The 23,086-nt window shown below is 32.9% G+C and carries 17 protein-coding genes, 1 tRNA gene and 1 riboswitch; of the genes, 14 read left to right on the top strand and 4 right to left on the bottom strand.

Translation table 11 applies throughout. From position 1 onward, the window contains the following. Positions 1-1,275, bottom strand: a complete 1,275-nt coding sequence (locus GQR95_RS06075; RefSeq protein WP_159022316.1) for a ribonucleotide-diphosphate reductase subunit beta — start codon at positions 1,273-1,275, stop codon at positions 1-3. Between the two features lie 213 nt (positions 1,276-1,488). Further along, positions 1,489-1,676: riboswitch (cobalamin riboswitch) on the bottom strand. A gap of 558 nt (positions 1,677-2,234) precedes the next feature. On the opposite strand from GQR95_RS06075, the gene GQR95_RS06070 reads away from it, so the two are divergent. After that, entirely contained in the window at positions 2,235-2,609 is a 375-nt protein-coding gene (locus GQR95_RS06070) for a cupin domain-containing protein (RefSeq protein WP_159022315.1), read from the top strand. Between the two features lie 205 nt (positions 2,610-2,814). On the opposite strand, the gene GQR95_RS06065 is transcribed toward GQR95_RS06070, so the two are convergent. Both GQR95_RS06065 and GQR95_RS06060 read right to left on the bottom strand, forming a co-directional pair. Then, the gene (locus GQR95_RS06065; RefSeq protein WP_159022314.1) at positions 2,815-3,990 is read right to left on the bottom strand and encodes a dicarboxylate/amino acid:cation symporter; all 1,176 of its coding nucleotides are present in this window, start codon (positions 3,988-3,990) and stop codon (positions 2,815-2,817) included. A gap of 289 nt (positions 3,991-4,279) precedes the next feature. Beyond that, positions 4,280-4,361, bottom strand: a tRNA-Leu gene (locus tag GQR95_RS06060). 164 nt (positions 4,362-4,525) lie between these two features. Here GQR95_RS06060 and GQR95_RS06055 point away from each other — a divergent pair. The 4 genes from GQR95_RS06055 (at position 4,526) to GQR95_RS06040 (ending at position 8,918) form a co-directional block, all read left to right on the top strand. Beyond that, a complete protein-coding gene (locus tag GQR95_RS06055; RefSeq protein WP_159022313.1) occupies positions 4,526-5,461 on the top strand; it encodes a ribose-phosphate pyrophosphokinase in 936 nt (311 codons plus the stop codon). Positions 5,462-5,490: 29 nt separating this feature from the next. Beyond that, positions 5,491-6,111, top strand: coding sequence for a 50S ribosomal protein L25/general stress protein Ctc (locus GQR95_RS06050; protein ID WP_159022312.1), 621 nt, complete (start codon positions 5,491-5,493; stop codon positions 6,109-6,111). A 143-nt stretch (positions 6,112-6,254) separates the two neighbouring features. Next, positions 6,255-6,821: an aminoacyl-tRNA hydrolase gene (gene pth / locus GQR95_RS06045; protein ID WP_159024245.1), complete on the top strand. Its 567-nt coding sequence runs from the start codon at positions 6,255-6,257 to the stop codon at positions 6,819-6,821. 105 nt (positions 6,822-6,926) lie between these two features. Beyond that, the gene (locus tag GQR95_RS06040) at positions 6,927-8,918 is read left to right on the top strand and encodes a T9SS type A sorting domain-containing protein (protein WP_159022311.1); all 1,992 of its coding nucleotides are present in this window, start codon (positions 6,927-6,929) and stop codon (positions 8,916-8,918) included. Between the two features lie 208 nt (positions 8,919-9,126). Here GQR95_RS06040 and GQR95_RS06035 read toward each other — a convergent pair whose 3' ends face one another. Further along, positions 9,127-12,465 (bottom strand): reprolysin-like metallopeptidase, encoded by a 3,339-nt coding sequence (locus tag GQR95_RS06035; protein WP_159022310.1) that lies wholly within the window; start codon positions 12,463-12,465, stop codon positions 9,127-9,129. A 178-nt stretch (positions 12,466-12,643) separates the two neighbouring features. Here GQR95_RS06035 and GQR95_RS06030 point away from each other — a divergent pair, with 178 nt between their 5' ends. The 9 genes from GQR95_RS06030 (at position 12,644) to GQR95_RS05990 (ending at position 22,881) form a co-directional block, all read left to right on the top strand. Further along, a complete protein-coding gene (locus tag GQR95_RS06030) occupies positions 12,644-13,582 on the top strand; it encodes a bifunctional riboflavin kinase/FAD synthetase (RefSeq protein WP_159022309.1) in 939 nt (312 codons plus the stop codon). After that, positions 13,575-14,888 (top strand): HTTM domain-containing protein, encoded by a 1,314-nt coding sequence (locus GQR95_RS06025; protein WP_159022308.1) that lies wholly within the window; start codon positions 13,575-13,577, stop codon positions 14,886-14,888. Before GQR95_RS06030 ends, GQR95_RS06025 begins: the two co-directional genes overlap by 8 nt. A 238-nt stretch (positions 14,889-15,126) precedes the next feature. After that, entirely contained in the window at positions 15,127-16,398 is a 1,272-nt protein-coding gene (serS, locus tag GQR95_RS06020; RefSeq protein ID WP_159022307.1) for a serine--tRNA ligase, read from the top strand. Positions 16,399-16,853: 455 nt separating this feature from the next. Continuing rightward, positions 16,854-18,632, top strand: coding sequence for a tetratricopeptide repeat protein (locus tag GQR95_RS06015; protein ID WP_159022306.1), 1,779 nt, complete (start codon positions 16,854-16,856; stop codon positions 18,630-18,632). 3 nt (positions 18,633-18,635) lie between these two features. After that, positions 18,636-19,154, top strand: coding sequence for a GNAT family N-acetyltransferase (locus GQR95_RS06010; protein WP_159022305.1), 519 nt, complete (start codon positions 18,636-18,638; stop codon positions 19,152-19,154). A gap of 162 nt (positions 19,155-19,316) precedes the next feature. Further along, entirely contained in the window at positions 19,317-19,640 is a 324-nt protein-coding gene (locus GQR95_RS06005) for a DUF4286 family protein (protein WP_159022304.1), read from the top strand. An 11-nt stretch (positions 19,641-19,651) separates the two neighbouring features. Continuing rightward, positions 19,652-20,437: a 16S rRNA (adenine(1518)-N(6)/adenine(1519)-N(6))-dimethyltransferase RsmA gene (gene rsmA, locus GQR95_RS06000; protein ID WP_159022303.1), complete on the top strand. Its 786-nt coding sequence runs from the start codon at positions 19,652-19,654 to the stop codon at positions 20,435-20,437. Further along, entirely contained in the window at positions 20,437-21,810 is a 1,374-nt protein-coding gene (gene mgtE, locus GQR95_RS05995) for a magnesium transporter (protein WP_159022302.1), read from the top strand. Before rsmA ends, mgtE begins: the two co-directional genes overlap by 1 nt. A 132-nt stretch (positions 21,811-21,942) precedes the next feature. Beyond that, positions 21,943-22,881 carry a 2-hydroxyacid dehydrogenase gene (locus GQR95_RS05990; protein WP_159022301.1) on the top strand — a complete coding sequence of 313 codons (939 nt, stop codon included), beginning with the start codon at positions 21,943-21,945 and terminating at the stop codon, positions 22,879-22,881. Positions 22,882-23,086: the final 205 nt, after the last annotated feature.

Genomic DNA, 23,086 nt, shown 5'->3' with positions numbered 1-23,086 from the left:
TTAAAATAAGTCGTCGCTGGTTATACTTTGTGCTCTTTTACTATAATTAATTGATCGTTTAACGAAAAAATCACCGTGTTTTGTTCCTATAATTTCATCATCAAACCATTCTGTTTGTGCTAATAATTTCTGATCAATATCAAATATTTTATCGATTCCGATACTCTCTAAAGAATTATTGAATCTATTTTTAATAAACTCATTAATAACAGATTTTGGTATAAAATCCAGCTCTCCTTTTTCAAAAATCCAATCTATTATTTTACTTTCCGAAGCATAAGCATCTTCACAAAGCTGCTTAATCATGTTTTTATACGTATCGTTAAACCATTCTGGGTGTTCATCTTTTATAATATTGATAATATCAATACCAAAATCACCATGAATTTGTTCTTCCTTAGATGTTGCTTCAACAACATTAGAAATACCTTTAAGCATGTTTTTGTGCTTATTAAAGGCCATTATTATTAAAAACTGAGAAAAAAGAGACACATGTTCTATAAATAAAGAAAACAATAAAACAGATTCTGCATATTCTTCATTATTCTCGCTTTTAGCATTTTTTAAAGCTGTTTCTAGATACTGAACACGCTTCATTATTGCGGGTTTCTTCTTAAGCTTCTCAAATTCATTATTTAATCCTAGAATTTCTAATAAATGAGAATACGCATCGTGATGTCTTACTTCACTCTCTGCAAATGTTGCACCTACAGATCCTATTTCCGGCTTAGGCAGCCTATGATAAATATCTCCCCAAAATGTTTTTACAGCAACTTCTATTTGAGAAATAGCTAACATGGTATTTTTTATAGCACTTTGTTCTACCGGAGTAAGTGTAGATTTAAAATCCTGAATATCGCTAGTGAAATTAAATTCTGTATGAATCCAATATGAATGTCTTATTGCAGGAACATATTCGTAAAGCTGCGGATACTCATAAGGTTTTAAGTTAATACGCTTTTCAAAAATGTTACTTTTTCTACTTTGCGTCTGGTTATTTCTATAAATAATATAAGCCTTTGCAACATCATGAAATTCACTATGCATTAATTTTTGCTCAACAATATCTTGCACCTCTTCTACAGTGGGTACATAATCGCTATCATCGTCTTTACGTTTAAGTAATTCTGTATGTACATCTTTAGCAATTAATTCTGCATCTTCTCTAGTACCATGCTCGACTGCCAACATCGCTTTTGTTACAGCACCTGTGATTTTTTTAAGATCAAAAGGTTTAGACTTAAAATTTCTCTTAATTATTTGTATTATTTCCATGGTATACCATATTAAGTTGATTTAAAAATCATTAATAAGATTCAAACTTTTCAAAAAAAGTAAGAAATCATTGTTTCAGATTTTAACAAACTAGTTATTAATCATGTTTAATCTGCTATTTAATTTTGGCTTTCAAAGTAGAACTAGTAATATGTTGATATGTATAAAGTATAATCAACTTCTAATTCCAGCTTCAATCCACGAAAGCTAAACGAATTATTAAAAATTAATGGCAGGTATTCTGACTTGCTCCCTTACCCAGACGCTCTCTTTATAAAAAAAAAGAATCTTTATTAGGCATAGTTTAGAGTTTACAGCTGCGGGACAGTTCCAGAATTTCACCGGATTCCCTTTTTAATATCAAGGCGTTAAACTTGATAACCAATAACAGTTAAAACAGGTTACAAATTTATCTACTATTTATAACTTTTAAACCATCTTACACGAGTTATTTTTCACGAATATTTCATTATTAATGTTAATAACATTTTTAGCCTAAACGTAGGATTTAATCAAAAAAAGACTATCCTTATAAGCTTTACCCAATTCATCCCAATATTTTATATTTAATTGTAACACAGCCATCAAGTCTTATTTAAGCTGAATAGAAAAACAATTCTCACAATAATTATGATAAAAATATATTTACGAAACAAAGACATATAAATATTGATTTTTTTACCATAAAACCCCGAATATAGTATGATTTTAGAAATTTTAACCTGAAGACAATTAAACAGAAAAATAAAAACTATTACACTATATACATAATGAAGAAGAAACACCAAGATTAAGACTTTGTAAGTGTGTTATTTATTAAACAAAGTAAATAATGTATTTAAAACACAAAAGGTTAAAGTGCTAAAAATTCTATTTCTTACTTCTCTAATTATTAGAAATTAATTATCTTGCTTATATCATTGTTATTTTACAAATTATTAAACAAAAATATAAACAAAATGAAAAGATTAAGCGAAAAGTACATCATTACAAAAGACATGGAATGGGAAGTACTTGGTGGTGGAGTTTCAAGAAAATTCTTAGGTTACGATAACCAAATCATGATGGTAAGTGTGAAATTTGACAAAGGCGCATTAGGTGCACCACATCAACATTTTCATACTCAAGCGACATATGTTGTTTCAGGTAAATTTGAATTTGAAATTGATGGAGTAAAGCAAATTGTAGAAGCTGGAGACGGTGTATATATTGAACCTAATTTACTACATAGTGCAGTTTGTTTAGAAGAAGGACAACTAATTGATACATTTAGCCCGGTAAGAGAAGATTTCTTAACAGGAGATGGACCATCTTATTTTGCAGATAAAGACTAAGAGACACATTTATTAACCAACCTAAAATAAGCAAGAAAACAACACTCTTGCATTATATAAATTTGGTTACAACTTCTTACACCTTATAATACAACAGCCAACACTTATAATAGTGTTGGCTGTTTTTTTATTTCGAAGCTTAGCTTCTGTATTATCTCTCTTTAAATGTGTTTCTTAAAATCTATTCAAAAAAAATTAATAAAACTTATGCTACTTTTTTATCCTTGGTAATACTGTCTACAATTAAAGAAATTGCACCATCTCCAGTAACGTTACAAGCTGTACCAAAACTATCCATGGCAATATACAACGCAATCATGAGTCCGATCATTTCTTCTGTAAACCCCAACATAGATTGTAAGATTCCGACAGCTGCCATAATTGCTCCTCCAGGAACTCCAGGAGCGGCAATCATAGCGATTCCAAGCATACATATAAAACCCGCAAATAACGTAAAACCAAACGGCATTCCTTGCAATATCATTAAAGCCATAGCACAAGCTGTAATTTTCATAATACTTCCAGATAAATGAATGGTAGCACATAACGGCACTACAAATCCAGCAATTTTTTCTGAAACACCATTCTTTAAACATTGCTCTAAGGTTACAGGAATAGTTGCCGCAGAAGATTGGGTACCCAATGCTGTAAAATAAGCAGGCATCATGGTAAGCAATAATTTTATAGGATTCTTTTTTGTAAGCGCACCCGCAATAGAATATTGTAGCAGTAATAACAGTATATGTAAAGCAAAAATTACACCTATAATACTTATAAAAACAGATAGTATTGAAAACACTTCGCCACTAAATGCCATACTCGTAAATATTCCCAAAATAAATAACGGCAAGAGCGGTATAATAACATTTTCTATAACTTGCATAATTATAGTTTCAAAATCTTTAACTACCGATTTTAAAGTTGATTCTCCTTGATAAGACAATCCTAAACCCACTACAAACGCCAAAACTAAAGACGTCATCACATCCATAAGCGGCGGAATCTTAACACTAAAATAGGGCAATAACTCGCGGCCAGAATCTGCAATCTGAGCAGCATCGTTAACATGAGACGCTAATAACTGAGGAAAGATATTAGACACCGTAAAATAAGTCATAAATCCTGAAAATAAAGTAGAACCATAAGCAATAGCAGCCGTTAGCAATAATAACTTCCCGGCACCTTTACCTAAATCGGAAATAGCCGGCATGATTAATCCTAGAATAATTAAAGGAATAGCAAAACTTAAAAACTGACCAAAAAACGCATTAAAAGTGGTAAAAATCCGATTTACAGATTCCGGTAAATAGAGTCCAAAAACAATTCCCAATATAATGGCTAAAAAAACTTTAAATAGTAAATTCGAAAATAAATGTTTCATACTCTATATAAATTTGCAGAAGACTTTAGTCGCTTTGCAGCGAATATTTTTTTTAAGTTCGCTAATATACAGCCATTGAGAAGAAGTAATAAGAAGATCAGCCTATTTTTTTCCTATGCAAGTTTGTTTAAAATTTAAAAACTAAAGAAACAAAATACTTATATCTGATTTTTTTTGAAGAAAAATAGCAACTTATAAAGCTAGGATTAGACGAAATAAAGACTGACTAAACGTATTATTACTAATAAGAAAAACCCTTATAAACACAAAGCTTATAAGGGTTTTAAAGTACTCAAGGCGGGAATCGAACCCGCACGTCTCGCGACATTGGATTTTGAATCCAACGTGTCTACCAATTCCACCACTTGAGCAAATAATAGAAGTTATCTTCTAAGAAGGTGCAAAAATAATCCATTTTTATGGAAACTTCCTAAAAATACAGCATATAATTCTTTCCTAGTTGAAATAAAAGCCTAAATTTGCACCCAAATTGAAACACCCAAAGTGTTTAACACTAATAAACAACACGTTACACATGCCTTTAACTGAAGCTAAAATATTTACCTGTAATCAAAGTCGGGAATTAGCAGAGAAAATCGCTGCTTCTTACGGAACTCACTTAGGAAATGTTATTACCTCAACATATAGCGATGGTGAATTCCAGCCTTCTTACGAAGAGTCTATTAGAGGAACTCGTATTTTTATTATCGGTTCTACACATCCTGGGCCACAAAACTTAATGGAAATGTTGTTAATGATAGATGCTGCTAAGCGTGCATCTGCAAGACACATTACCGCTGTTTTACCTTATTTTGGTTGGGCAAGACAAGATCGTAAAGATAAACCTAGAGTGCCAATTGCAGCTAAACTAGTTGCTAAAATGTTGGAAACAGCTGGTGCAACTCGTATTATCACTATGGACTTACATGCTGATCAAATTCAAGGATTTTTCGAAAAACCAGTCGATCACCTTTTTGCTTCCACAATCTTTTTACCTTATTTAAAATCTCTAAACTTAGACAACTTAACCATTGCATCTCCAGATATGGGAGGTTCAAAACGTGCTTATGCTTACTCTAAAGCTTTAGGAAGCGATGTTGTAATATGTTACAAACAACGTGCAAAAGCCAATGTTATTTCTTACATGGAATTAATTGGTGATGTAACAGGTAAGAATGTTGTTTTAGTAGACGACATGGTAGATACTGCAGGAACATTAACTAAAGCAGCAGATTTAATGATGGAACGTGGTGCATTAAGCGTAAGAGCTATTTGTACACACCCTATTTTATCTGGAGACGCTTACCAAAAATTAGAAAACTCAAAATTAGAAGAATTAATAGTAACAGACTCTATTCCTTTAACTAAAAAAAGCGATAAGATTAGAGTACTTACTTGTGCCGATTTATTTTCTGCAGTGATGCAAAACGTACACTACAATAAATCAATCAGTTCTAAATTTGTAATGTAAATATAATTTAATACTTAATATAAATAAAAATGAAATCAATTACAATCGACGGATCTCAAAGAGAAAGCGTAGGCAAGAAAGCAACAAAAGCCTTACGTAATGCTGGTCAGGTTCCTTGCGTATTATACGGAGGAGATAAGCCAGTTCATTTCTCAGCACCAGAATTATCATTCTCTAAACTAATATACACACCAAGTGCGCATACTGTTGTGATTAATTTAGAAGGTGGTGAAACATTAAATGCCGTATTACAAGACATTCAATTTCACCCAGTAACAGACGGAATTCTACACGTAGATTTCTACCAATTATTCGACCATAAAGAAATTGCACTTACTATTCCTGTACACTTTATAGGAAATGCTAAAGGTGTTAAAAGTGGTGGTATCTTACGTAGAAACAATCGTAAATTACGTGTTAAAGCGTTACCAGAAAACCTTCCTGATTTTATTGAAGTAGATATTACTCCTTTAAAAATTGGTGATAAAATATCTGTTAGCGAAATAGCAAACGAAAAATATACATTCTTACACACAGACAACACAGTTGTATGTTCTATTAAAACATCTAGAACAGCAGTTGCAGATGATGAGGAAGAAGAAGAAGAAGGAGCAGAAGCAGCAGCTACTGAGGCTACTACCGAAGCATAATCTTTAGAAAATCTAAATTTTTAAAAAGCATCCTGTAAACAGGATGCTTTTTTTTATTTTAGCCAAAAATTAAATACACTATGTTTCGTTTATTTAAAACACGTTTTAAACCTACACAAACGAACATAAACCATCAAGATGCTATGAAAAAATTTTTAATTGTTGGCCTCGGAAATATTGGTGACGAATACAAAAATACCCGCCACAACATAGGCTTTAAAGTGTTAGATCACTTAGCAAAAAAAGAAGATCTTTCTTTTGAAACTCAAAAATTAGGAGATTTAACCACCTACAAATTTAAAGGACGAACGTTTATCTTGCTTAAACCAAGTACGTTTATGAATTTAAGCGGAAAAGCAGTATTGTACTGGATGACCAAAGAAAACATACCTTTAGAGAATGTCTTAATTATTACAGACGATTTAAATTTAGAATTTGGAAGCATTCGTTTAAAAGGAAAAGGTAGCGATGGTGGCCATAACGGATTAAAAGACATCCAAGAAAAATTACAAACCACAAAATACAACCGCTTTAGATTTGGTATTAGTGACGCCTTTAGTAAAGGAAAGCAAATCGATTACGTGTTAGGAGAATGGACCATTGAAGAAAATGATAAACTTCCGGAACGTTTAGAGAAATCTGTAGAACTTATAAAATCTTTCGGAACAGCTGGATTAAATAATACGATGAACACTTTTAACGGGAAGTAAAAATCAATAATTACATTCTTATTTATACAAAAAACAGGAGTTAAACGCATTAATAGTCACAAATTAAAATATATTTGCGATTATTACCTCCTAAAAACCTAACATATGAAAATTTTTACTTTTACGTTATTTACGCTTTGCTCTATATTTTCTTTTAGCATACAAGCACAGAACTCTAATAAAGTCCTTACTCCCGAAAACGGCGAGCACTGTGGCTTTATAGCTAGCGAAAATCGACTACAAAATAACAACCCTTACCGTTTAAGTAAAGATCAATTTGAAAACTGGATAGCACCAAAAGTTGAAGAAATAAAATCTGAAAGATTAGCAAACAAAACAGTAAACTCTATTATAACAATACCTGTTGTTGTACACGTTATTCATAACGGAGACGATTACGGTGTAGATGAAAATATTACAGATAGCCAAGTACAGTCTCAATTAACTGTAATGACTGAAGATTTTAGACGTATGGCCGGCACACCTGGTTATAACGATAATGCTGTAGGTGCAGATTTAGAAATAGAATTTGTTTTAGCACAACAAACACCAGAAGGTTGTCCTACAAACGGTATTAACCGTGTAGATATGGGACGAGAAGACTGGAGCACAGACGACATAGAAGACATTCTTAAACCTGCTACAATTTGGGATCCTACACAATACATGAATATGTGGTCTGTAGTATTTACTCGTACAGATTTATTAGGATATGCTCAATTTCCTTCTAGCTCTCAATTAGAAGGATTATCTGAAAACGAAGGAGAGGCTTCTACAGATGGTGTAGTTTGCAGATATAACTCTTTTGGTAGTGAAGATTATAACGATGGTAGTTTTAACTTAACCGCTCCTTACGACAAAGGACGAACAATGACTCACGAAGTTGGTCATTTTTTTGGATTAAGACACATTTGGGGAGACGGAGATTGTACTGTAGATGATTATGTAGAAGACACACCCGATTCAGGAAGTTCTAACACAGGGTGTCCTGTAATTGACACCTGTACCGGTGAAGAAGGTTCTGAAGTGGTATACGACATGGTAGAAAACTACATGGACTACACCAACGATGAGTGTATGAATATTTTTACCGAAGGACAAAAAGAAAGAGTGTTTGCGGTATTAGAAAACTCACCAAGACGTAAAGGATTAGTAACATCTAACAAGTCGGAAGCGCCTGATGCAGTAGATAACGACGTTAGTATTTCTTTTGTAGATATAGATATTCCAGCATGTGGCTCTGACGTTTCTGCAACTGTACAATTAACAAATTACGGTACAACCCCTTTAACATCTTTAACAATTACTTCAGAAATTGCAGATGGTACAACTTCAGATTATAACTGGACAGGAAACTTAGATCCTGAAGAATCTGAAAACGTAACACTTCCTAGCATAACAGTTTCTAATACAACCGTTACATATACCATTAGCATTAATAGTCCAAATGGAGAAACAGATGCTAGAACATGTAATAATGAAATTTCTGAAGACATAACATTGAATACCGTTTTTGCAACAACAACTATAATTAATTTAAATCTTAAGACAGATTTAGAAGCATCTGAAACAACATGGCAATTTTTAAACAGCAATAATGAAGTCCTTCAAGAAGGTGGCGGAAATTATTTTGGAAACCTAGAAGTTACAGAATCGTTTGAAGTTAGCGGAGACGAGTGTTATACTTTTGTTATCTACGATGCTGGAGGAAACGGAATTTGCTGTAGTAACGGAGAAGGTTACTACACCTTATCTACAAGCGAAGGCACAGTAATTTACACCGGTGGAGAATTTACAGACGAAGACAGAATAAATATTTCTACAAAAACATTAAGTGTTAGTGACGAAGAGTATTCAGAAAACATAAAACTCTATCCTAATCCAGTTGAAGATAATTTAAATATTAAATTTAGCAACGCAACAGAATTACCTACACAGTACCAGATTTACAATATATTAGGTCAATTAGTTAAACAAGAAAAAATAAATACAGCTACAGATTTAAAAATTAACGCTTCAGAATTACAAAGCGGCATGTACTTTATAAAACTTACCAATAGTGCAAACTCTGTTTCACTACGTTTTATTAAAGAATAAAAGTAATTGCTATTAATCAGAAAAAAGGGGGATTGAATTATATTCAAAACCCCTTTTTTTATGCCTTATAAAAACATACTAAAACATAGTGATTACCACTTAATAAAACCTACCTCCATTCACTATGTACTGATGTATAAAACCAACAAAGGGCATCTAAAATTAAATTTAGACGCCCTTTGTTAATTATAATACTTTAAAGTATATTTTATTCTATTATAATCTTCTTAACTGTTTTTTGTTCGCCATTACTAACTTGTAATAAATACAATCCAGAAGCAACATTATTTAAACTTATACGCTTATTAAAAGCATAGCTACTTTTATACGATTTAGTAAACACTTTTCGCCCTCTAATATCATATAATACAAAAATAACATCATTAGACGAAGACGCTATTAACGACACTGAGAAAGTACCTGTATTAGGGTTTGGCCAAATTTTAAAATCATTAAAAGTCTGATCTTCTATACTTAATGTAGAGGAGTTTACCGTTAACATATAATCTTCGACTTCCCCATCAAATTCAGTTTCACAGGGCTCCGGATTAATTCTATATTTAGTAGTAACACGCATAATTGTTTTTCCATCTAAAACAGCATCTGCAGGAACCGTTATTTCTAAAGGAGAACCGCCTGTAATGCCATCTGTAACATTTGTAGCTTCACCCAATTCATACATTTCACCTGAATCAGTAAAATCACAATTATTATTCCAATCAATCCAAACAACTGTTTTAGTTGTATAATTTCCTGAGGTATTAACGTAAATCGAAATAGGATAAGTCTCCCCTACTTTAACACTATTTTCTATAGATGTAAAATCACTATATCCTGTTTTACCCGAAGCATTGTCCATTGAATTAAAAATGACTCGTGTAGTAGATGTTTCTAAAGAAGCAATAGAATCTATTCCATAAGAGGTACATCGTGTACATAAACTTGTAGTAAAACTAAACACTTCAGAATTAACACTTTCTCCACATGTATTTATTGCTCGTACGCGCCAATAATAGGTTGTTATACCGTCTAAACCTGTAACATCGTAGAAGGTATCTTCTACTGTATATGTACTAACATTTTCAGAAAAATCTGAAACAGAAGAAATATCTAATTCATACTCTAAAGCATAATCTGATGCTTCCCAAGTTAACCTATCAGATTCCGAAACTTCTGTCTCACAATTTACTGGGCTTGATAAATTCGGACTTTCAAGTTGTGACGATTCAATATCTACTGTCGTTACAATGGTTTGCGTTAACGAACTCGCTGTTCCTATAATATTAATATCATGAGACATTATAGCCGCATCATTAAACGTTTCTAGTGTTAAAATAACATCTATATCTTCTTGTGCAGAACTTGGAGTAAACGTAGCGACTACACCATCTGGCAAATTAGAAGCACTAAAGGTTGTTAATTCATTAAACCCAGAAACGGTAGTATACCTAAATGGTATATCTAAACTTGTATCATTATTACAAATAGAATATACTTGATCTTCATCTTCCAGATCTAAAGTAAAAATAGGTTCGGTTTGTTCTATACTAAAATTTTCATCAGAAATATCATAAAAAATATTATCTGCAGCTTCTACTAGCACTCTACATGTTTCACTCATGTAATCCGGAACTAATATCGTTTCAGAACCATCATTATCTACATCTGAAGCTAAAACAACAGTGTAAGTCAATCCGCCATCTAAAGACAGTTTTATATTTACTTTATTACTACTAATAGGCGCAACATTTGTCTCTCCAACTTCCCATGTTATTTCTTTAGAAACACCAACATACCAAGGAGCTGAAGTATTTGGGCTAGATACTCTAAAAGGTGTACCATCTACAACAGTTACAGTCATTAAATCTGTATCTACTTGACCTATACCTAACGGAAATCCGCTTCCATTATCTCTAATTGTTAGTGCAAAATTCATAGTTCGCGCAACAGAAGGTGTGACTTCCCATTCGGGCGTAATATTGCCATCTATAACATCTGTTAAACTAGGCATATATCTATTTGGAGAATCTGTTGGTAATATAGAACGGTATAATGGCCCAACTGTCCATGTAGATTGAGGAGCACCTTCATCGGGAGCACGTTCCGGATCGTTTTGCGACCAATTATATGTTAATGTATAAACACCATCTACATCGTCTCCTTTTCCTTTTAATACAAAAGGGGTAGAAACAGGAATTGTATAATCTGCTCCTGCATTTGCCACAGGCGGTGTATTCTCTAACTCTGTTTCTTCGGCACACGTACTAACACCTGTTGGCTGTATGTTTTCAGAAATATCACGAATATTAACGTAATTAAAATGGGCATCAGAATTTTCTTGAATATTATTTGCACCACAAATTCCAGCATACCCCATAATAGAACTTCCTGAAGCAGGCTCTACTTCCGAAATTCCATTTCCAGAACGCGAACATGTGTTCATGGTGTGCCAAGCTCCAAATTGGTGTCCCATTTCGTGAGCAACAAAATCAATATCAAAAGCATCTCCTGTAGGATTTGTAGATCCCGTATAACCACGCCCTTTAGACACTTCGTTAGTGTAAGGTGCTTCTGCATCTACACAAACACAACCAATACATCCTGAATTCCCTGCATTAGTTGTATTAAAATTATGTCCGATATCGTATAAAGATTCATCTCCTAAAGTTGATGAAATAACTTCCTGTGTTTTGGCATTAAATTCAGATTCCCAAGGATCGTTATCAATATCATAATAAATCAGCTCATCGTTTCTATCTATAAACTTCAAGGTAATTGCTAAATCGCGTTCGTAAATTTCATTTACACGGTTAATCGTTACAACCATTTGTGCTAAAATATTAGCTTTCTTTTCTTGATCTGTTCCGTATCCAGCGAACAAAGCACCATATTCTGCATTACATGTTAATGCCAAACGAAATGTTCTTAAAGTACTATCGTTAGTATTAGAAATTTCGGAACCCGTATCTGTTTTTAAAGACTCTAAGTTAACATTGTCTTCTGTTAAGCATTCAGAATCTTGTGTATCTATACCTAAAGATGTTCTGTTATAAACCATGTAAGTATCTCCTGCAACTGTCTGCGGATCTATAAATTCAGAACTTCGTTTTCCTGAAAGAGAGAAAGCATGCACGCCATTTTGTGTCACACTAAAGCGCATGGTTGCTGTTTTATCATCTACTCCAACAGCTTTATATGTTTTTATTCCAGGAAATTTAGCAGCAAGTTTAGATTCCATAATAGAAGATTCTGTAACTTCAAATTGCTGAAATGTACCGTCGGACATGGGAAAATCCAGAATTTGTCCAGAAGTATTCCTATAATTATCGCTTAAAGGTGTTTTTAGTAAAGCAGCTTTAAATCCAGTTAAATCCAATTCGAAAACCTGATAAGTATCTGGATGTGTTTTTCTACTTAAAGACTCACTTTTAGAACTTGACGTTGTTGCTTTCTTCCAAAAGTTTGATGAAGATTGGGCAGAGAGGAAACTGGTATAAAGAGACACTAATAAAAGCAAGAAAAACTTTTTTGTGTAGAGTTGTTTCATAAATTTAAATCTTTGACAATACATATATAAACCACATTTTAATATTACAAAAATCATGGTCATTGCAAAAACATGACGTAGCTTTGCTTTACATTGTGTATTATCTTATAAATGTATACTTTAAGATGGGCTAATTTAAACTTTTTTAATAATTACTTAACGATTACTCTTTTAATAAATGGAAAAAGTCAGAAACTTTAACAATCTAGACTCCAAGATTTCAACAGTTGTAACCATAGGCACCTTTGACGGTGTGCATTTAGGTCATCAAAAAATATTAAAACGTTTGGTAAACACCGCCAAAGAAACGCATCTTAAATCTGTTGTACTTACCTTCTTCCCACACCCAAGAATGGTACTTCAAAACGATGCGAATATTAAATTAATAAATACCATTGAAGAGCGCAGTGACATACTAGAGCAATCTGGATTAGATTATTTATGTGTTCAAAAATTTACAAAAGAATTTTCCAGAATAACGGCAGAAGATTTTGTAAAAGAAATTCTTATAGATCAATTAAAAGCGAAACGTGTTATTATTGGTTACGACCATCATTTTGGAAGAAATCGCTCTGCAAATATTAATGATTTACGCCGATTTGGTGAATTATATAATTTTGAAGTTGAGGAAATTTCGGCTGAAGATGTAGATGAAGTTTCAGTAAGCTCTACTAAAATAAGAAAAGCGCTTAACGCTGGAGATATTGAAAAAGCAAACACATATTTAGGTTATCCGTTTTGCCTTAACGGAACTGTAATTACAGGAAAACAAATAGGCAAACAATTACAATATCCTACAGCAAACTTAAAAATAGGCGAAGCCTACAAACTGATCCCGAAGCATGGTGTGTATGTAGTAAAATCTGAAATAGATAATAAAACTGTTTTTGGAATGATGAATATTGGAACCAATCCAACCGTCTCAGACAGTTCGCTACAACATATAGAAATTCATTTCTTTAATTTTGATGATGATTTATACGGGAAACAATTAAGAATAGACATGTTGCACCGTTTAAGAGATGAAAAAAAATTCGATTCTATAGCAGATTTAAAGTCCCAATTACAACAAGACGAAGAAGAATCTCTTCTTTTTATTTCTACACTAAATGATTAATAAATTTCTATTTAAGCATATAGACAATTCAGCTTTAATTGCCTTCAGAATTATTTTTGGGTTTTTATGTTTTTTTGAAACCGTTGGCGCTATTTTTACAGGTTGGGTTAAACACGCTTTTATAGACCCTGATTTTACATTTACTTTTATAGGCTTTGAGTGGTTACAACCACTTCCAGGAAACGGCATGATTTATTATTATGCTTTTATGGGATTATTAGCACTATGTATTATGGCGGGCTACAAGTACCGTTTTAGTATTATTTCTTTTACAATACTTTGGGCTGGTTGTTACTTTATGCAAAAAGCATCTTATAACAATCACTATTATTTATTGATGCTTTTAAGCGGATTAATGGCGATACAACCTGCAAATGCATTCATGTCTTTTGATGCCAATTCGTATCCTGAAATAAAACAAAATTCTATGCCGCAATGGCGTGGCTTTGTCTTTATTTTACAAATGTTTATTGTTTACACTTACGGCTCTATTAATAAGATTTATCCGGACTGGCTAGACACTACCGTTATTGCACACTTAATGCAAGCCAAAACCCATTATATATTAATTGGCGATTTACTACAAGAAAAAACAGTACATTACTTTTTGGCTTATGGAGGTATTTTATTCGATGGTTTAATTATCCCGTTATTACTTATAAAGCGGACACGAAAAATGGCTTTCTTTGCCTCTATTTTCTTTCATTTATTTAATGCTATAGTTTTTCAAGTGGGAATTTTTCCTTTTCTGTCTCTTGCTTTTACTTTATTCTTTTTTGAACCAAAACAGATTCACCAGATCTTTTTTAAAAACAAAAAAACCTTTTACAATGCTGGAGAAGTTATTGTCCCAAAACATAAAAATATAGGCTTAGGCATTATGTATGTGTATTTCTTAATTCAATTAATTTTACCTATAAGAAATCATTTTATAAAAGACAATATACTTTGGACGGAAGAAGGCCATAGATTATCTTGGCGCATGATGTTACGTAGCAAAAATGGCTATGCAACTTACGTAATAAAAAACCATACAAAACACACTACAGAACGCGTAAAACTAAGCGATTACTTATCGTCTAAACAAAAACAATTAGCGCTTAGCAAGCCAGATGTAATGTGGCAATTTTCGCAACATTTAAAATCTGTGTATGCAGCAAAAGGAGATTCTATTTCGGTGTATGTAAAAGCACGTGTTAGTGTAAATGGTAAACCTGCAAAACGTTTAATTAATCCAAAGGTAGACTTAGCTAATGTAGAATGGTCTGCTTGGAAGCATAGCGATTGGATTTTACCTTCAAAATAGGTTTATATTTTATTTCTTTGAACCTAAAAACTTATTACTTTTGTTTTTAAATAAGTTTCACCCTGCGTTAAGGATTGCAGCGGCATCCTTTTTTACAACTATTGTGTTTTCCCTATTCTTTTTTAGACTAAAATAAAGTTTACTAACTGGACTAAAACACTTTTAATTAAAGTAAAAAAGATACAGCGAAAAGCCTGGTCTTGTCAATAAACAAGAAACGCCCAAATTAAAAAACAAGATGTTACAAATACCTTTTATACGAGATAATAAAGAGCGTATTATTACAAATTTAGCTAAACGAAATATTGATGCTACAGATATGATTTCTGAAGTGATTGATCTTGATGAAGCGCGTAGAGCAACACAAGCACAACTTGACAACACGTTGGCTGAAGCAAATTCATTATCGAAAGAAATTGGGAATTTGTATAAAAGTGGTGAAGCACAAAAAGCAAATATTTTAAAAGAAAAAAGTGGTCAGTTAAAAGAGTTATCTAAAGAATTAACAGAGACTTTAAACGAAAAATCTGAAGCTTTAACTCAGTTACTTTATAAAATTCCGAATGTACCAAACGATAGCGTTCCTGCTGGAAATTCTGAAGATGATAATGTAGAGATTTTTAGAGAAGGTGCTATTCCTACGTTATACGATGGTGCTATGCCGCATTGGGAATTAGCGAAAAAATACGACATTATAGATTTTGAGCTAGGAAATAAAATTACAGGTGCTGGTTTTCCGGTTTACAAAGGAAAAGGAGCCCGATTACAACGTGCTTTAATTGCATACTTTTTAGATAAAAACACAGCTGCTGGTTATACAGAATATCAATTACCACTTATGGTAAACGAAGCTTCTGGTTATGGAACAGGACAATTGCCAGATAAAGAAGGGCAAATGTACCATGTTACTGCAGATAATTTATATTTAATTCCTACAGCAGAAGTTCCTGGAACAAACATTTTTAGAGATGTGGTTTTAAACGAAAGCGATTTACCAATAGGAATTACAGGATATACACCTTGTTTTAGACGTGAAGCTGGAAGTTATGGTGCACACGTTAGAGGATTAAATAGATTACACCAATTTGATAAAGTTGAAATTTTACGTGTAGAGCATCCAGATAATTCATACAAAGCATTAGACGGCATGGTAGATCATGTAAAAAGTATTCTTGAAGACTTAAAATTACCTTACAGAATTTTAAGATTGTGTGGTGGAGATCTTGGTTTTACATCTGCTTTAACATTCGATTTTGAAGTATTTTCTACAGCTCAAGATCGTTGGTTAGAAATTTCATCTATATCTAATTTTGAAACATTTCAAGCCAATCGCTTAAAATTACGTTTTAAAAATAAAGAAGGTAAAAATGAGTTAGCACATACGTTAAATGGAAGTTCTTTGGCTTTACCTAGAGTTTTAGCTGGAATATTAGAGAATTACCAAACAGAGAAAGGAATTGTTATTCCGGATGCGTTAATTCCTTACACAGGTTTTTCAATTATTGATTAAATTTTATTTATAAGTTTTTTCCTACGAATACCAAAGGTAAAACCACAACATATTCGATAAAATACAACGTAAAAGCGTTGTTCAACGATTATATGAAGTTTAATTTTGAAATTTAATTAATTCTTTAGAAATTCGCTTAAGCAGACTATACTTATATAAATAAAAAAAGCTTAAATTAGGTCTTTTGAGCGTTATGTTAAGTGAAACTGCAAGCAAAACAACAAAAATCGAAATTTAAAATTTCAAGTTCTAAAACTGTAAAACAGACAAAGAACTCTAAATTAAAAATATAAAGAAATCCAACATAGTAATTGAATCATACTTGAATTGACAGTAGATTAATAGCACTTTTATTTTGGTTGGTGTAAAATGCCTGATTTATCAGGCATTTTTTATGCGCCTATTTTTCGTTTGTTATATGCACTTTCCTATATTTACAACAACCCAGAATAACTATGAGATTTATATTTGTTTGTTGTATGCTTTTAAGTTTTTGTATGTTTTCTCAAGAAGACACAAGAGCCAAACAGTATTTTAAAAAAGGTGAGTATGAAAAAGCAAAAATCTCTTACCAAAAACTTCTAGATAACAGACCTAACAATATAATTTATATTAATGCACTTGCAGAAACGCTTCAACAATTACAACAATACACCAAAGTTGATTCTCTTTTAAACCAAGCATTAACTGCTGTTAAATATCCTGCATTTTTAATAGAAATAGGTTATAATTTTCAGTTACAAAACGACTTAGTAAAAGCGAACGAAAATTACGAAAAGGCCATAAAAAGCATAGAAATAAATACAAGTTATGTAAATTCTATAGCAAAAACATTTCAGGACCACTCACTACTAGATTTTGCCATACGTGCGTATGAAAAAGCAACCGCTTTAAATGAAGATTTAGATTTTACAATACAATTATCCAGACTTTATGGAGAACAAGGTAATATTGAAAAAATGTTTATTAGTTATGTAGATTTTATTGAAAAAGAACCGATTTACAAAGATGACTTAAAACGCATTTTTAATGATTTTTTAAGCGAAGATCCAGAGAACGAAAACAACATTATTCTTAAAAAAACCTTACTTAGAAAAATTCAGCAAAACCCAGACCTAATCTGGAACGAATTATTAAGTTGGTTATTCATACAACAAAAAGAATTTAATAAGGCTTTTACACAAGAAAAAGCCATTTATAACAGAAAGCCAGAAAGTTTAAATCGCATGGAGCAACTAGCATCTATAGCGACGGCACAAGAAGATTACGCTACTGCAACAAAAGTTTACAATTACATTATAGACACCACCCAGGATACAGACACAAAACTAAATGCACAGTATAACTTACTGCAATTTAAAACCAAATTAGCTCCAGAGAAAGACTATAAATCTATTCAGACAACATACTTAAAACTATTTGAAACCTATGGTACGCAAACACAAACTTTAAAGCTTCAGATTGCCTACGGTCATTTTCTAGCATTTTACTTACACCAAACTCACGAAGCAGAGGTTTTCTTAAAAAAAACTTTAAAGCTAAAATTAAAAGATCAACAAAAAGCAGAAATCAAGTTGGAGTTGGCAGACATTTTAGTGTTACAGGAAAAGTTTAACGAAGCTTTAATTTACTATACTCAAATCCAGCGTAGTTTAAAAAACAGCGTAATATCTCAAGAAGCAAGATTTAGAGTTGCCAAAACAAGTTATTATAAAGGCGATTTTAAATGGGCAGAATCACAATTAAATATTTTAAAACAATCTACATCGCAATTAATTGCAAACGATGCCTTAGACTTAAAACTTTTAATTTCCGACAATAAGTATGAAGACTCTACACAAGCTGCCTTAAAACTATACGCAAAAGCAGATTTACTAGCCTACCAAAACAAACCCAAAGAAGCCATTGTTGTATTAGATACATTATTACAAAATCACGGTATAGAACCCATTGCAGAACAAGCCTTATATAAACAAGCCAAATTATTCGAAGCTCAAAAAGAGTATAGCAAGGCAGAAAACAATTACCTTAATTTAATTGCAAACAACAAAGATGGCCTGTTAACAGACGATGCCTATTTTTACTTGGCAGAATTATATAAAGACAAACTTAATCTGCCTGAAAAAGCAAAATCTTTATACGAATACATAATATTTAACTTTTCTGACAGCATTTATTTTGTAGAAGCCAGAACACAATTTAGAATATTAAGAGGCGACGCTATAAACCAATAACTTATGCACATATCTTCTACCGAAAGGTTACATATACAAGAATTAAATACAGACGACGCACCTTTTATTCTCGAATTATTAAACACCCCCAATTGGATAAAATTTATTGGAGATCGCAACATTAATACTATACAAGCTGCAGCAAACTACATTACAAACAATCATTTAAAAAGCTATCGCGAAAATGGTTTTGGGTTTTACAAACTGCTTTTAAAATCTGAAGACTTAAAACCTATAGGTTGCTGCGGATTAATAAAACGTCCAGAACTTGAAGGAGTAGATATTGGATTTGCATTTTTACCGACATACGAAGGCAAAGGTTTCGGGTTTGAATCTGCTTCAGAAATTTTAAAACTAGCAGAAACAAAATTCAAACTAAACGAAGTTGTAGCTATAGTTGCTCCCGAAAACCCAAATTCTATTAAATTACTTGAAAAACTAGGATTAATCTATCAGAAAAGAATAGTTCCTTTTTCAGACGGGAAAGAATTACTACTCCTTTCTAAAACGTTTAAAAAATAACGGTTAACACTATTAATAATCCGTAATATTTTAGAGATTACATGAGCAACTAATAGCGATTGGATTAAATTTCTTAGAAAATTAGACCTAACTTACCAAAAAACAAGAATTCATTTTGTTCATGGCAACGAGTTGTTGTTATTTGCAAAAAAATTCAATTACATGTATATCTATAATGTTACCTCAAATGTTAGCGATGCCGTGCACGAGACCTGGATTGCTTGGATGAAACAAGAGCATATTCCGCAGGTCTTATCTATTGGCACATTTTACGAAGCAAAACTAACACGCGTTCTTATTGAAGAAGAAATGGGAGGACAAACCTATTCTGTACAATATCGTGCAAAAACAAGAGAAGCGTTAGACACATATTATTCAGAATTTGCAGAATCACTACGCACAGAAGCTTTTAAAAAGTTTGGAGAAAACGTATTGGCTTTTAGAACAGAACTAGAAGTTATAGACGAATACAGCGTAACAAAATAACACTAATTTATATGACGGTAAAAGCAAAAAAACACTTAGGACAACACTTTCTTAACGACGAATCTATTGCAGAAAAAATAGCAAACACTTTATCTTTTCAAGGCTATAAGAATGTCTTAGAAATTGGTCCAGGGATGGGTGTTTTAACTAAATATTTGCTTGACAAGCCTACAAAAACATACGTTGTAGAAATAGATTCTGAATCTGTAGATTACCTAAAGGCAAACTATTTAAATTTAGCAGATCGTGTTATCGAAAAAGATTTCTTAAAATACGACATTAACGAAATATTTAAAGGAGAACCTTTTGCTATTATTGGAAATTACCCTTATAATATTTCTACACAAATTCTTTTTAAAACCTTAGAAATGCGGGATCAAATTCCTGAATTCTCGGGCATGTTTCAAAAAGAAGTTGCACAACGTATTTGCGAAAAAGAAGGCAGTAAAGCCTATGGTATTTTATCGGTCTTAACACAAGCCTTTTACGATGCAGAATATTTATTTACCGTACCACCACATGTATTTAATCCGCCACCAAAAGTAGACTCGGGAGTGTTGCGATTAACACGAAAAGAGAACTTTACATTAGCTTGTAACGAAGCCATGCTTTTTAAAGTTGTAAAAGCATCTTTTCAACAACGCAGAAAAACACTTCGTAACAGTTTAAAAACATTTAATCTGTCCGATAATCTAAGAGAAGATAGTATCTTTGGCCAGCGTCCGGAACAACTTTCGGTAGCACAATTTATTTCGCTCACAGAACGCATAGAAAACGATCTTAAATCACAAGAATAGTGGAGGAAAACGACGACAATATTCAGTTTAAAATAAGTGACGAACTTATTGAACAAGTGGAACAACTAGTAGAATCTAGAGACAATATAAGGATCTTAGACATATTAGATGACATTCACCATGCCGATATTGCCGAAATCCTAGAAGATATAGACATAGAACACGCCACCTATGTCATTAAACTGTTAGATAGCGTTAAGACTGCAGAAGTTTTAATGGAATTAGACGAGGATACTCGTGAAAAAATTCTAGCAACACTATCTTCAAAAGAAATTGCCGAAGAAATCGAGGAACTCGATACCGATGATGCGGCGGATATGATTTCTGAATTACCAGAAGAACGCCAACAACACGTTATAAATCATATAGAAGATCGCGAGCATGCTCAAGATATTAAAGATTTATTACGTTATGCCGATAACGTAGCCGGAGGATTAATGGCCAAGGAACTTGTAAAAGTTAACGAAAACTGGACCATTACCCAATGTGTAAAAGAAATGCGCTTACAGGCAGAAGAAGTTACACGTGTACACTCTATTTATGTTGTAGACGATAACGACAAACTTATAGGTCGCCTATCTCTTAAAGACTTATTAATTGCATCTCCAAGAACACACATTTCTAATGTATATATCCCTAAAGTAGACTACGTTTATGTGAACGAAGATGTAGAGGAAGTTGCGAATATTATGCAAAAATACGACCTGGAAGCCATTCCCGTAGTCGATAAAAACCAGATTCTTTTAGGCCGCATTACTATTGATGATATTGTAGATGTTATTCGAGAAGTAGCCGAAAAAGATTACCAACTAGCCGCAGGTATTACCCGAGATGTAGAAGCAGATGATAGCATCTGGAAACTTACAAAAGCACGTCTTCCATGGTTATTAATTGGTATGTTTGGCGGTTTAGGCGCAGCGAGTATTATTAATACATTTAGCGGTGCCATGGGACAATACATTATCTTATTAAGTTTTGTACCACTTATTCAAGCAACAGCAGGAAACGTAGGCGTACAATCGTCTGCAATTGTAGTGCAAGGATTGGCAAACAACACTATGGACAGCAATCTTTTAAGACAATTATTTAAAGAATTTACACTCGGTCTTGTAAACGGTGTCGCCATTGCATTAATAGCCTTGTGCGTTACACATTTTGCTTTTCACACACCCTATAAAGTATCTATAACCATAGCTATGGCACTTATTGCAGTAATTGTAATGGCAGCAATTATAGGCACATTTATACCCATCCTTTTAGAAAAACGCGGCGTAGATCCAGCTGTAGCAACAGGACCTTTTATAACCACCAGTAACGACGTTTTCGGAATCTTAATATATTTCTTAATAGCAAAAGCAATGTTAGGGTTTTAATTTAGGCGTTACCCAAGGGTCAGGCTTTCGCGACTCGCTTTTTTAGGTCTAAAAAAACCTAAAAAGAGCTTAAACAAATCGCTCAATCCTTAACGCAAAAGTTTGTAAATTTGAAGTCTAATTTTCAAATTTATGACCATTCTTCATTTGGATAGTAATCATCCGCTTTTAAAACAACAATTAACAGATTTAGGATTTACGAATCACGACGATTTTACATCAACAAAATCAGAAGTAGAAGCAAAAATTCATCAATACGATGGTATTATAATTAGAAGCAGATTTACTATCGATAAACAATTTCTAGACGCAGCAACGCACCTAAAATTTATAGGTCGTGTAGGTGCTGGTTTAGAAAACATAGATTGCGATTATGCAAAAACCAAAGGTATACATCTAATTTCTGCTCCAGAAGGTAACAGAAATGCTGTGGGCGAACATACATTGGGTATGCTCCTATCTCTATTTAACAAACTAAATAAAGCAGATCGCGAAGTACGAGAAGGTAAATGGTTGCGCGAAGATAATCGCGGACTAGAACTAGACGGAAAAACAGTAGGAATTATTGGGTACGGAAACATGGGAAATGCATTCTCTAAAAAGCTTCGTGGTTTTGATGTTAACGTATTATGCTACGATATTAAAGACGGTGTTGGTAACGCGAACGCAAAACAAGTAGACCTAGAAACGTTTCAAGAAGAAGTCGACGTTGTGAGTTTACACGTGCCGCAAACACCACTTACGCAAAACATGATTGATGCAGAATTCATCAACGGATTCAAAAAACCGTTCTGGTTCTTAAATACCGCTAGAGGAAAAAGTGTGATTACTACCAATTTGGTTTCAGCATTAAAATCGGGACAAATTCTAGGTGCAGGTTTAGACGTTTTAGAATACGAAAAAGCATCTTTCGAAAATTTATTTACAGAAAATAATATGCCCGAAGCTTTTCAATATTTAATTCAATCAGAAAACGTATTACTAACACCTCACGTTGCCGGATGGACCATTGAAAGTAAAGAAAAACTAGCCCAAACTATAGTAGATAAAATACAAGCAAAATTTGCATAATTTCTGGTATTAACACCAAAACAATAGTATACTAGCACGAGTGTCCTACTCGTGCTTTCTTCCTTTTAATTTCTTATCACTTATTCTGTCACACCTTCAGAAAATCAAGAACAAGTTAATAATTACTTAACATCTTAAGTAGGTAAAGCGCTTACATTTGTGTCCGACAAAAAAATAGTGCATATTTCTAATCTTTAGAAACTTC

It is taken from the genome of Formosa sp. L2A11 (genome assembly GCF_009796865.1).
In the GTDB taxonomy this organism is placed as follows: Bacteria; Bacteroidota; Bacteroidia; order Flavobacteriales; family Flavobacteriaceae; genus Formosa.
The sequence above is the reverse complement of the archived record's forward strand: the minus strand, read 5'-3'. Positions and strand labels throughout refer to the sequence as shown.

Coding starts and splice junctions, on each gene's coding strand:
- pth (WP_159024245.1), top strand. CDS start 6,255: ATGAAAAAATTTTTAATTGTTGGCCTCGGAAATATTGGTGACGAATAC.
- GQR95_RS06025 (WP_159022308.1), top strand. CDS start 13,575: ATGATTAATAAATTTCTATTTAAGCATATAGACAATTCAGCTTTAATT.
- rsmA (WP_159022303.1), top strand. CDS start 19,652: ATGACGGTAAAAGCAAAAAAACACTTAGGACAACACTTTCTTAACGAC.
- GQR95_RS06010 (WP_159022305.1), top strand. CDS start 18,636: ATGCACATATCTTCTACCGAAAGGTTACATATACAAGAATTAAATACA.
- serS (WP_159022307.1), top strand. CDS start 15,127: ATGTTACAAATACCTTTTATACGAGATAATAAAGAGCGTATTATTACA.
- GQR95_RS06075 (WP_159022316.1), bottom strand. CDS start 1,275: ATGGAAATAATACAAATAATTAAGAGAAATTTTAAGTCTAAACCTTTT.
- GQR95_RS06005 (WP_159022304.1), top strand. CDS start 19,317: ATGTATATCTATAATGTTACCTCAAATGTTAGCGATGCCGTGCACGAG.
- GQR95_RS06035 (WP_159022310.1), bottom strand. CDS start 12,465: ATGAAACAACTCTACACAAAAAAGTTTTTCTTGCTTTTATTAGTGTCT.
- GQR95_RS06065 (WP_159022314.1), bottom strand. CDS start 3,990: ATGAAACATTTATTTTCGAATTTACTATTTAAAGTTTTTTTAGCCATT.
- GQR95_RS06030 (WP_159022309.1), top strand. CDS start 12,644: ATGGAAAAAGTCAGAAACTTTAACAATCTAGACTCCAAGATTTCAACA.
- GQR95_RS06070 (WP_159022315.1), top strand. CDS start 2,235: ATGAAAAGATTAAGCGAAAAGTACATCATTACAAAAGACATGGAATGG.
- GQR95_RS06050 (WP_159022312.1), top strand. CDS start 5,491: ATGAAATCAATTACAATCGACGGATCTCAAAGAGAAAGCGTAGGCAAG.
- GQR95_RS06040 (WP_159022311.1), top strand. CDS start 6,927: ATGAAAATTTTTACTTTTACGTTATTTACGCTTTGCTCTATATTTTCT.
- GQR95_RS05990 (WP_159022301.1), top strand. CDS start 21,943: ATGACCATTCTTCATTTGGATAGTAATCATCCGCTTTTAAAACAACAA.
- GQR95_RS06055 (WP_159022313.1), top strand. CDS start 4,526: ATGCCTTTAACTGAAGCTAAAATATTTACCTGTAATCAAAGTCGGGAA.
- GQR95_RS06015 (WP_159022306.1), top strand. CDS start 16,854: ATGAGATTTATATTTGTTTGTTGTATGCTTTTAAGTTTTTGTATGTTT.